Genomic DNA, 12,267 nt, shown 5'->3' on the forward strand with positions numbered 1-12,267 from the left:
ATTATTTTGTGTTTATATTGATTTAGAAGGGAGAATATTTATGAAAAATAAATCTGTAAAAGATTCTTCTCACGTTTCATTTGGTAAAAAAATTGGTTCAGCTTTCGGAAAAGCTGGAAACAAAACACTAAATGGAATTGAAAAAGTGGGAAATAAACTGCCTCATCCATTTTATATGTTCATTATTTTAACATTAATAGTGATGGTAGTTTCAACAATTTTATCTTTTGCAATTCCTAATGGTGTTAAACTATACGACGTTTATGCTGATGGGGAAAAGCAAGATGAATATGTAGCTAAATTTACAAATATGTTTAGCGGAGAGTCAATAATTTGATGATTATCAAACTTTATAACTAACTTTACAGGTCTTTCAACTGTTGGAGTTGTGCTAATAACTGTGTTATGTACAACAACAGCTGAAAAATCAGGATTAATCGATGTATCTTTGAAAAAAATGGTATCATCTGTTTCAAGTAAAATATTAACACCAACAGTAATTGCGATGGGGACTATATCTTCTGTTGCTTCAGATGCTGGTTATATTATATTAATTCCATTAGCGGGGGTATTATTTCAAAAAGCTGGAAGACACCCATTAACAGGAATGGTAGCAATGTTTGCGGGGGTTTCAGCTGGTTTTGCAGCTAACATTATTCCTGCCTCAAGTGAAGCTTTATTAGCAAGTTCAGGTAATGATTTTTTAGGAAAAGAAGTCTTTACAGTTCTTTCTAACTGATACTTTACAATGTTTTTAATTTTAGTTTATACATCAGCTGGTTGATTCGTTACTGAAAAGATTGTTGATAAAAGAATTAATGCAAGATGAAAAATTGACGCAGATGCTGATATTGCAATTGAATCTGAAGGTAAGTCAAAAAAATATAAATTAACAAAATTAGAACGTAAAGGAATGTGATTTGTTTTAGGATTTGTCACAATTTATTTAACAGGAATAGTTTTAATGATGGCAATTCCTGGAGGACCATTCAGTGCTCCTTTCTATTCAAATATTGAAGATGGACTACTAGCTAAATTTTTAGCAGCTGGTAAAGAACATGAAGAAGCAGTTAAGCTAGCAGCTGCTGCAGCTTCAAAATACGATATTTTAAGTCACTTAGTATTAATTATCGCCTTTTTATTCTTAGGGTTAGGAATATCATTTGGATTTGCTTCTAAGAATTTTAAATCAGGTAAAGACGTTATTAATGCTTTAACTTTTGCAATTAAAAGATCAGCAATTACATTAATTATTTTTGTTGTATTAGCGCAATTTGTTAATGCATTATCAATGAGTAAAATGGATATGGTACTAGCTTACTTTATTGGAGCTGGAGCTGCTAATTTAGATCCAGTAGCATCATTATTCTTATTCGTTGTGGTTGTAGCAATTATTAACATGTTCATGGGATCATTGTCAGCTAAATGATTTATTATTGGACCAATTTTCTTAGCTGCTTTAGAGCAAGCTGGAATTGCACCATCAGCAATTATGATGGCATATCGTGTGGGGGATAGTTCTACAAACATTATTTCTCCGGTTATGACATACTTCCCATTAGTGTTGGTATATTGTCAGGAATGATTAAAAAAAGAAGATAAAAAACAATTCGGAATTGGGTCATTAATGTCAACAATGGCTCCTTACTCACTATTCTTCTTTGTAACAAGTACATCTGCATTCTTAATTTGATTTGCATTAGGTATTCCATTTGGGATTGATGCACCAGGTGCAACTGAAACAGCTCAAGCAAATGCAGCAACAATGTTACATGCATTTTCATACATTGGAAATTCATTAAACAAAACAGCGATAAACGAACAGTTTTCAATTGTTCCAGAGTATCAAAGTATGTTACAGTTACCGCAACTAAATACTATGAATATTAATTCTATATAAGTTAAAATCTATATTACTTAAACAACTATTTTATATAATAGTTGTTTTTCTTATAAAAAAATTATAAAATTTATGATAATATCAAAATAAATAATACAAATTTAAAATAAATTTAAAAGAGGTATATATTATGAAAAAAGTAACAATAAATACAAAAGAATTAATCGAAAAGTATTTTGACCAAGCAATTAGTTCAATTACAGATATAGTAAAAATTCCATCAGTAAGAGGAGAAAAAGACGGAGAATTTCCTTATGGAAAAAATGTTAATGATGCTTTACACTATGCAATTAATTTAGCTAAAAGTTTAGGGTTTGACACTTACATTGATAAAGAAAATAAATATGGTTTTGTAGAATATGGAAGTGGGGATGAAATTTTTGCAATTTTAGGTCACTTAGATGTTGTTCCGGTTGGAGATATTACAAAATGAAAAACTAAACCATTTGAACCACAAATAATGGATGGAAAATTAATTGGTAGAGGAACATTCGATGATAAAGGACCAACAATTTTGAATCTTTATGCTTTAAAATATTTAAAAGACTTAAAGTTTACACCAGATTATAAAATAAGACTTATTTTTGGTTTAACTGAAGAAACAGATTGAGATTCTATTAGAACATATATGAAAAAAGAAGGGCATCCAGCTTTAGGTTATACACCAGATGGAGAATTTCCGGTTGTTTATGCTGAAAAAGGTATTTTGGATATGGACTTCTTTTTAGAAGGGCAAAAATTTACTTTAATTGGTGGAGAAGCTTATAATAATATTGCAGATGTTGTTGAATATACAGGAACAGATGTTAAGTTAATTGCTAAAAAATTAGATGAAATGAAAATTGAAAACATCATCAACAGCGACACATCATTAACAGTAAAAGGGATAGCTGCTCATGGTAGTATGCCTCACAAAGGTGTTAATGCTGGGTTAGCTGCACTATATGCAATTGAAGAAGCATCAGCTGCTAATCGTTCTAAGTTAACAAAATTTGTTAAAGATCACTTATGACAAGATTTTAGTTTTTCTAAAATATTCCCAAATATTTCTGATGTTTCTGGAGATTTATCTGTAAACAACGGAATTATGGAAATTGATAGCAAGGGTTCAAGACTTTGCATGAATTTAAGAGTGCCCGTTAAAGCTGATAAAAATAAAACATTAAAAACAATGGAAAAAGCCTTTGCAGAATATGGGTTAACAATTAAAGAAATGGATTGAGAACCACCAATATTTATGGATAAAGAATCACCATTGATTACAAACATTATGGATGTATATCGTGAAGTAACTGGAGATATGAAAGCAGAACCATTAGCGATTGGTGGGGGAACATATGCTAGATCTATGCCAAACTGTGTAGCTTTTGGAGCAGAATTTGATTGAGAAAATACAACAATGCACGCTTACAATGAACATATTTCATTAGATAACTTAAAAAGAATGTTTGAAATCTACGCTAAAGCAATTCCGTTATTAACTATTAAAAAATAATTTATTATATAATCTTAAAAATATAACATTTAGTTATATTTTTTTTATTTTATTAAGTTAAACTTTGTATATACACTTAACTTATTCAAGTTGAAAGGGATTTATGGAAATAAAAAATAAAACAATTGCTTTGTTAATTGACTTTGATAATTTTAATAATGATAAATATTTAAATATTTTATTTGAAGAACTAGAAGAAATGGGTAATGTCATTTATAAAGGGGCATTTTATGCAAATGCAAAAGACACTAACATTGCTAATAAAGGAAAAAAATATGGGATAAATGATTTTATTGTTGAGCCTTCATTAACATCTAGTAAGAATGCTGTTGATATTAGAATTGCTTTAGATACAATGGAACTTTTAAACCGTGACTATATTGATTGTTTTTGTATAGCATCAAGTGATTCTGATTTTGCTCCAATAATTAAAAAAATTAAACAAAGAAATAAAGTAGTAATTGGTGCTGGATTAGGTAAAAAAACTAATGAAGATTATAAAAAACTTTGTCACAGATATATTAGTGTGGATATAATTGCAGAAGCTGTTGAAGAACAAACTAATGGTATTGAAGAACAAAACCCTAAAAAAGCACAAGAAGAAACTATTAAAAAACAAAAAGCTAACACTGAAAAACAACGTTTAAGACAACAGTTATTAAATATTATTAAAGAAATATTTAATAACAATGAAAAAAACGATAAGGGTTTTATTCAGTTTTCATTATTAATTGAAAATATTTATTCAAAAGTGCCTGATTTTAACCCTAAAAATTATGGTGCTTCAAATAGTAAGCCATCTTTATTTTTTAAAAACAATTTAAAGGCAAATTATGAATTTTATGAAGAAGGACAGACTTTATATATTAAGCAAAAGTAAATTATAATATTAATTATAAATTTTATAATTTATTTTTATAAACCTTTTAATTAAAGCTAATTTATAGTAATATATTTATGTGTAGTTGTTATATACAACTTTCTTTTCAAATAAACATATGTTTATTTATTATTTAAATAATTACTATTTACAAATTTATAATTAAATTTTTTGATGCTATCAATTATTTTTTTATTTTTTTTATATTTTTTATAGTTTTTATTAGAAGGGTTATTATGGAAAACACAGCAACTTTTCAATTAAACAGATCATATAAATCAAAAGATATTATTTTTGGAAATTTCTTTGGAATATCAGCCGGATTCTTTTATTCTTTATCGCCATTATTTATTTTCTTTTTTACTGTGGATCCAAGTACGGCATTTATTTTTGCATTTATTATTGCAATATTTCAAGAATTTATGTCTTGAATTTTAACGGTATTTTTATATGGTTTTGAAAAAGGTATTAAAAGGTTTAAAGAGAAAGACAAGTTATTTGTTATATTAATTTTTTCGGGAATAGGAATTCTTATTTTCGCTTTTATTTATGGGATTATAAAATCTATTAAAGATTTAGTGGGCAATATGCGTTATAAATCTAGTTGAATTATGATGTTTGTTGGATTGTTATCGGGGCCAATCTCGATGGCTTTCTTAATGGTGGCAATACCTTTTTTAAACAATAGTAGTGAGTTATCAAATTCAATCTTAAATACAGCACCAATATACTGTTTATTAGCAGCAAGAATATTGTTTAAAGATAAATTAACAAATGTATCACTTGTAGCCATTTTATTTACAACATTATTTACAGTGGGAATGATTTTAAATTATATTTTTGTTAGTGATATTAATATAACAAATCTATTTATCGGAATGGCATTAGGATTAGCGGGAGCTTTATTGTATGCTCTTGAAGGTGTTGTTGGTGATTATTTAATAAATACTAAAAAGGTTCATGCTTTAACAACAAAAGAACTTATTACATTAAAAGGGTTTACAGGAACTATCTTAATGTTGGTAATTGTGACACCGCTAGCATCATTGATTGATGGCCAAAACATTACTTTTGGTTGAAATGTTTTAGGGAAAACATTTGGTTCAAAACCAGTTGAAGTTATAATGTTGTTTTTAGCAGGAATGGCTAACGCTGTGGCTAGGGTCTTTTTCTATAAATCTGTTAAAAAGACAAATGGTACTTTTACATTATCAGCATTACTAACAATGCTTTTATGGACACCAATTTTACAAATGATAGGTAACGCCTTTTTAAGTGATATTAATATTTCAGCAATTCCATGGTTTTATTGAATATGAGCAACTTTAATATTTGCTGGATTAACTGTATTAACTTTTAGTAGTTATATTCAAAAATATTTAGACTCAAAGTTTAAAAAACCCATACCTGATATAGAAAAAAAGAAGAATAAAGCTGTTAAATATAACAACTTTATTCTTTATTTATGTACAATTTATTAAAAAAAGATGTATAATTAATTATGGTTGAACGATTCAACCGCTCTTTTTTAAAAGTTTCTAAAGGATATGGAACACTTATCTACTTTTAAGGCGAGTATAATCGGAGGAAAAAATGTTTGCAATTATAAAAACAGGAGGGAAACAACTTAAAGTTTCTCTTGGACAAGAAATATATGTCGAAAAATTAAATGCTCAAGAAGGGGATGTTGTAACTTTCGAAGAAGTTTTAATGGCTGATGGTAAATTTGGAACACCTTTTATTAAAGGTGTTAAAGTTACTGGAAAAGTTTTAAAACAAGGTAAAGAAAAGAAAATAGTTGTTTATAAATATAAACCAAAGAAAAACTATCATAAAAAATATGGTCATCGTCAACCATATACAAAAATTATGATTGAACAAATTGGTTCAAATAAATTAGCAGCAAAAGATGTTGAAAAAGCAACAACAGCTAAAGCAACAACAGCTAAAGCAACAACAGCTAAAACAACAACAGCTAAAACAACAACAGCTAAAACAACAACAGCTAAAACAACAACAGCTAAAGCAACAACAGCTAAAGCAACAACAGCTAAAGCAACAACAGCTAAAGCAACAACAGCTAAAGCAACAACAGCTAAAGCAACAACAGCTAAAGCAACAACAGCTAAAGCAACAACAGCTAAAGCAACAACAGCAACTAAAACTACAGCTGCTAAAAAAACTACAGCAACTAAAACTACAGCTGCTAAAAAAACTACAGCAAAATCTGATTCTTCAGCAAAATAATCATGATAAATATTAATTTTAAAAAAGAAAAAGATTCTTATACAAAACTTATAGTAAAAGGGCATGCTGAATTTGATGTTGCTGGAAAAGATCTTGTTTGCGCCGGTGTAACTGCCATTGTAACTGGGGGATTAACCGCATTAGATAATGCTTTTAACAATAGGTTTTCTTATAAAGTGTCTGACGCTTTAATTGAAATCAATATTAATAATATCAAACTTGATAATAAGGCTTTAATTATAATGGAAACCATTTATTATCAATTAAAAAATATTTACATACAATATAAAAAATATGTAAATTTTCAGGAGGAACAAAATGTTTAATTTTCAATTAGGATTACAATTATTTGCTTCAAAAAAAGGAGTGGGTTCTACTAGAAATGGTCGTGATTCACATTCAAAAAGACTTGGAGCAAAACTAGGTGATGGTCAAGTTGCAAAAGCGGGAGCTATAATTTTTAGACAAAGAGGTACTAAAATACATCCAGGAACTAATGTTGGAAGAGGTGGAGATGACACTTTATTCTCATTAATTGATGGATTTGTAAAATATGAATCTTTTGACAAAAATAGAAAAAGAGTTTCAGTATACAAAGAACGCTAAAAAGCGTTTTTTTTATTTTTATTAACATTTTTGTTAATATAATTTAAAATTATTAAAAGATGTAATTGGGGATAATATGATAATTAGAAAAGAAGATTATAAAAGGTTTAAAATTTGTAGTAAAAATGCTTTTGCTATGTTTAATAAAGAAAATTTTTTACAAGTTAATGACTTAATTCAACAAAAAGAAGTTCAATTACAAAAGTTAGAATTACAAAACTTTGATTCAGATTCTGATATTTCAATCAATTTTTCACCTCAAAATATTGAAGAAAATAAAAAGTTATTTAATAATTCTATTGAAACAACTTTTAAAGATGATGAAAGTGCTTTTGAAATATCAAACAAAACTGAAAATACTCTTCCTGATTATCCGGGAGAACAAATTCAAGATGGAAATGAAGTTGGTCAATTAGCTCGTGAATATTTTATGAGATATGGTAACTATATTGATTTAGATGTTTATTCACAAAAAGAAGCGATTAAAAAAACAAAAACTTTAATTGAAAATAAAGCATATAATTATTTCTTTGAGCCTGCATTTGTTTATGAAAATTTTATTACTAAATGTGATATTCTTGAAAGACAAAAAGATGGAACATTTCATTTAATTGAAGTTAAAGCTTCAACACACACTAAAATGAAAAATAAAACAGAAAGAGTTCCCAAAACTTATACAAGTGAGAAAGATAAAAAGCAAGCATATGATATAGCGTACCAATATTTTGTTTTGACAAAGTTGGGTTATAAAATAAGTAAAATTTCTTTAATGCTACTGGATTCAAGTTATCTTCGAATGGGTGACATTGATTTTAATGTTCTTTTTGCATTTAATACTTATCAAAAAGAAAATGTTACATTATTAGATTTTGCTAAAGCTCTTTATGATGGAAGTTTTAATGACAAAAATATTGTTGGTGAAAATTCTATAGAAGATGATTTAAATAATTTAATGAAAATTTTAGAAATAAAAGATACAAAAAAAGTAGTTAGTTTTCTAACAAACAAATCATGTTTAAATAACGCACCATTAACTAGATTTAATTACGGTTATTGCAAACATTTTACAAAATATTTAGGAGAACACTTTCATGTATTTGAATTGTATCGTGGTATGGGTAAACAAATGCTTTTGTTACATGAAGAAAATGTGGAGTCATTAGTAGGATTAAATTCAAATATTAAATTTAATCAAGCGAAATCTAATAAACAACCAATTGAGCTTTCAGATGATCAAAAAAGGCAAGTAAATGTTATTAATAAACTTGAAAAGGTTCTGGAACACAAAAATGTTCCAATTATTAAAGAAATATATCATTCTTATAAACATCCAATTTATATGTTAGATTTTGAAACAATGAAATCAGCTGTTCCTAAATTTGATTTTTCATATTCATATCAACAAGTTCCATTCCAGTACTCAGTACACATTATTTTAGATGATAATTATGATTACAAAAATGAAGAAACTTTAAAACATTTTGCTTATCTAGCTTCTGGTAATGAAGATCCACGATATTATTTAATTTTAAAATTATATAAAGATTTAAATGCATATGGTGTTGGAAGTTATATTGCTTATAACAGTAGTTTTGAAAAAAATGTATTGTGNGAAATGATAGACTATATTGACAACATTATTAAATTTAAAAAATATCTTTCTGAAAAAGATAAAGCAACATTTTTAAAAGCAAAAGAATTCTTTGCTTTAATAGTTGATGATGTTGAAGATTTGATGGACTTTTTTAAAAATTTTCTAATATATAAACCAGAATTTTATGGATCAAAATCTATAAAAAAAACTCAACCAGCTTTTGACGCTAATTTTTCTTATAATGATTTAACTATTCGTAAAGGTGATATGGCTTCTGAAATTTTTAGAAGAAGAGTTGAAAATAATATAACAATTAAAATGTGAGATAATTTTTTATATAAAGAAATGTTAAAATATTGTAATAGAGACACATTAGCTATGATTGTAATATATCAAGCTGTTAGAGAAATAATAAAAGAAAGCAAAAGGTAAGTAGAATGTATAATGTTGTATTTTTGGGAACACCCATTTTTGCTAAAAAAGTATTAAATTATTTAAAAGAAAGAAATGATATAAATATTGTTTGTGTAATAACTCAACCTGATAAACAAGTAGGGCGTAAAAAAGAAATTATTTTTTCTCCAGTTAAAAAATATTCTGTCGAAAATAACTTGAAAATTTTTCAACCTAATAAGATCAAAGATATTTATGAAGAATTGGATCAACTAAACTTTGATTTATTAATAACGTGTGCTTACGGACAATTTATCCCAGAAAGTATCTTAAAGCTTCCAAAAATAGTGGCTTTAAATATTCATGCATCTTTACTTCCGAAATTAAGAGGTGGTGCACCTATTCATAAGTCAATTGTTTATGGAGAAAAAACAACAGGGATCTCGTTAATGGAAATGGTTAAAAAAATGGATGCTGGAGATGTGTTTGTGCAAGAAGCAATTAATATTGAAATTAATGACAATTTTGAAACTTTAAGAGATAAATTAATTACTCTATCAATAAATATGCTAGACAAACACTTAATAGAAATATTAAAAGATCCAAATAACAAATCAAAGCAAGACGAAACAAAAGTTAGTTTTGCATTAAATATTACAAAAGAAGAGAGGCAAATTAATTGAAATAATTCTTCTTTAGATGTTTATAATCAAATTAGAGGTTATATTCCAGAACCAATTTCATTTTCATTTTATGAAAATAAAACATGACAAATATTAGGTGCTGAAATTAACGAAGATGATTTTAATGAATATAATGAACCTGGAATAATATTAAATATATCAAAAAATGGCGTACAAATTGCTTGTAAACAAGGAAGCGTTCTTTTGACAGACGTTAAAAAAGAAGGACAAAAGTTACAAAATATTAAACAATTTTATAAAAATAATATTTTTGAAATAGGTAAAAAATTTACATAAAGAAAGGGAAAAGTTGTGAAAGAATATCATAAATTGATTAAAAAAATCTTAAAAAATGGAGAATTAAAAGATAACCGTACAAACATTAAAACTATATCAATCTTTGGACACCAAGCTAAATATAATTTAAAAGATGAATTTCCATTATTAACAACAAAAAAATTACATTTAAAATCTGTTTTACATGAATTGTTATGATTTTTAAAAGGAGATACAAATATTAAATATCTTGTTGATAATAATGTGCGTATTTGAAATGAATGAGCCTACGAGAATTTTACAAAAACTAATGAATATAATAATGAAACAATTAAGGAATTTGTTGATAAAGTTAAAACTGATACATCTTTTGCTAAAAAATTTGGTAATTTAGGTCCAATTTATGGAAAACAATGACGAGATTTTAATGGGGTCGATCAAGTAAAAAATTTAATTGAAGATATTAAAAAAAATCCCTTTTCTAGAAGATTAATAATATCAGCTTGAAATCCAAAAGAAGTTAAAGATATGGCCTTACCACCATGTCATACATTTATTCAATTTTATGTAACAAAAGATGGTTTTTTAGATTGCCAATTATATCAAAGAAGTGGGGATGTATTTTTAGGAATACCTTTTAATATTGCTAGTTACGCTTTATTAACATATATAATTGCAAAATTAACTAATTTAAAACCAGGGACTTTTGTTCACACCATTGGTGATGCTCATATTTATGAAAATCATATACCACAAGTTAAACTACAAATTAAACGTAAACCAAGAAAACTACCAAAGCTTGTAATTAGGGGTGAGTGAAGTTCGATTGAAGATATTAATTATGATGACTTTGTTATTGAAAATTATAACCCACACCCGCACATCAAAGGAGATGTAGCAGTTTAATGATTTATTTTATATTGGCTGTTGGAGAAAATAATGAACTGGGTTTAAATAACAATTTACCCTGACACATTAAAGAGGAATTAGCTTTTTTTAAAAAAATGACTTTAAATCAAAATATACTATTTGGTAGAAAAACATATGAATCAATTCCTAAACATTTAGAAGATAGAAAAATCTTTGTTTTAACTAAACAAAAAAATAACTACGATTTTAACAATAAAAATGTTGTGATTATTAATAATATTGATAAAATTATAAGTGATTACTATAAAAACGTGGATAATGATATTTATATTTGTGGTGGATTAAATATATACAAATTGTTTTATGATTTTGTAGATGTTATTTATTTGTCAAAGATAAAAGGGAAGTTTGAAGCAGATACTTTTATGTTTGAAATAGATGAAAATATTTTTACAAAGGATATTTTTGAAAAACACGATAGTTTTGACGTTTTTATATATAAACGAAAGGTAAAAAAGTAAATGAACTTATTTAAAATATTAATAACATTACCTAGATTTGTTAGATTGTTTTTAAAATCTAGAAGTATGACNAAAAAAATAGCAAAAGATCCAAACTATATTACAGAAGAGTTTAGATATATTTGATTGCAAAAAAGAGCAAGATATATTTTGTGATTAATGAATATTAAGTTAATTGTGCACGATGAAAAAAATTGATTGGACAAAGGTTGTTTAGTTATTGCTAATCATCAATCAAATGTTGATCCACTTATTATTTTTGCACTTAATAACTTTGAAAAAACATCACCTTGTGCCTTTATTGCNAAAAAAGAATTAAATGATAGTAGATTATATCGACGTTTTATTCATTTGATTGATGTTTTATTATTAGATCGTAAAAATCCTCGTCAAGCAATGGAAGTTATCCAACAAGCTAACGAATTAATTAGAGTGCCAAGATCAATGGTTGTGTTTCCAGAAGGAACAAGAAGTCACACACAAGAAATGGGTGAGTTTCATTCTGGAACTTTTAAGATTGCTCAAAAAGCACATTGTCCGATTATTCCTGTAAGTATTATTGATTCTTATAAAATTAAAAACAAAAACTTTAAAAAAAGTGGTAAAAAATATATTACTGTTGTGTTTAATGAACCACTAAAACCATCTAAATTTATTGAAAAAGATACAAAATTTATAGCTAATATTGTAAAATCTTCAATTCAAAAAGGGATTGATAGATATCAAGATAAAAACAATGGTAAAGAATACAAAAAATATAAAGTAAACGTTAAAGATAAAACAAAAGAAAATGTAATATAGT

General features: G+C 26.7%; 11 protein-coding genes and 1 pseudogene. All 12 read left to right on the top strand.

All coding sequences use genetic code 4. The annotated features are described in order from the left end of the window. Positions 1 to 40 precede the first annotated feature (40 nt). The 12 genes and pseudogenes from NPX79_RS03130 (at position 41) to NPX79_RS03185 (ending at position 12,266) form a co-directional block, all read left to right on the top strand. Positions 41 to 1,900: an AbgT family transporter gene (locus NPX79_RS03130; RefSeq protein WP_381414982.1), complete on the top strand. Its 1,860-nt coding sequence runs from the start codon at positions 41 to 43 to the stop codon at positions 1,898 to 1,900. 130 nt (positions 1,901 to 2,030) lie between these two features. Further along, positions 2,031 to 3,395 carry a Sapep family Mn(2+)-dependent dipeptidase gene (locus NPX79_RS03135; protein ID WP_381414983.1) on the top strand — a complete coding sequence of 455 codons (1,365 nt, stop codon included), beginning with the start codon at positions 2,031 to 2,033 and terminating at the stop codon, positions 3,393 to 3,395. A gap of 103 nt (positions 3,396 to 3,498) precedes the next feature. Further along, positions 3,499 to 4,275, top strand: a complete 777-nt coding sequence (locus NPX79_RS03140) for an NYN domain-containing protein (RefSeq protein ID WP_381414984.1) — start codon at positions 3,499 to 3,501, stop codon at positions 4,273 to 4,275. 236 nt (positions 4,276 to 4,511) lie between these two features. After that, positions 4,512 to 5,756 carry a hypothetical protein gene (locus NPX79_RS03145; protein WP_381414985.1) on the top strand — a complete coding sequence of 415 codons (1,245 nt, stop codon included), beginning with the start codon at positions 4,512 to 4,514 and terminating at the stop codon, positions 5,754 to 5,756. Between the two features lie 112 nt (positions 5,757 to 5,868). Then, a pseudogene (gene rplU, locus NPX79_RS03150) lies at positions 5,869 to 6,165 on the top strand (50S ribosomal protein L21); the annotation flags it as partial. A 359-nt stretch (positions 6,166 to 6,524) separates the two neighbouring features. Then, positions 6,525 to 6,848: a ribosomal-processing cysteine protease Prp gene (locus tag NPX79_RS03155; protein WP_381414986.1), complete on the top strand. Its 324-nt coding sequence runs from the start codon at positions 6,525 to 6,527 to the stop codon at positions 6,846 to 6,848. Next, entirely contained in the window at positions 6,841 to 7,128 is a 288-nt protein-coding gene (rpmA, locus tag NPX79_RS03160) for a 50S ribosomal protein L27 (protein WP_381414987.1), read from the top strand. The genes NPX79_RS03155 and rpmA overlap by 8 nt, the downstream gene beginning before the upstream one ends. Positions 7,129 to 7,204: 76 nt before the next feature. Further along, a complete protein-coding gene (locus NPX79_RS03165) occupies positions 7,205 to 9,154 on the top strand; it encodes a DUF2779 domain-containing protein (RefSeq protein WP_381414988.1) in 1,950 nt (649 codons plus the stop codon). Positions 9,155 to 9,159: 5 nt separating this feature from the next. Then, positions 9,160 to 10,095, top strand: coding sequence for a methionyl-tRNA formyltransferase (fmt, locus tag NPX79_RS03170; protein ID WP_381414989.1), 936 nt, complete (start codon positions 9,160 to 9,162; stop codon positions 10,093 to 10,095). A gap of 15 nt (positions 10,096 to 10,110) precedes the next feature. Further along, positions 10,111 to 10,980, top strand: a complete 870-nt coding sequence (gene thyA / locus NPX79_RS03175; protein WP_381414990.1) for a thymidylate synthase — start codon at positions 10,111 to 10,113, stop codon at positions 10,978 to 10,980. Beyond that, positions 10,980 to 11,465 carry a dihydrofolate reductase gene (locus NPX79_RS03180; RefSeq protein ID WP_381414991.1) on the top strand — a complete coding sequence of 162 codons (486 nt, stop codon included), beginning with the start codon at positions 10,980 to 10,982 and terminating at the stop codon, positions 11,463 to 11,465. Before thyA ends, NPX79_RS03180 begins: the two co-directional genes overlap by 1 nt. Next, complete coding sequence (locus tag NPX79_RS03185; protein ID WP_381414992.1) at positions 11,466 to 12,266, top strand: lysophospholipid acyltransferase family protein; 801 nt, start codon at positions 11,466 to 11,468, stop codon at positions 12,264 to 12,266. It begins immediately after the preceding gene. Position 12,267 lies beyond the last annotated feature (1 nt).

It is taken from the genome of Spiroplasma endosymbiont of Anurida maritima (assembly GCF_042465095.1).
In the GTDB taxonomy this organism is placed as follows: Bacteria; Bacillota_I; Bacilli_A; order Mycoplasmatales; family Mycoplasmataceae.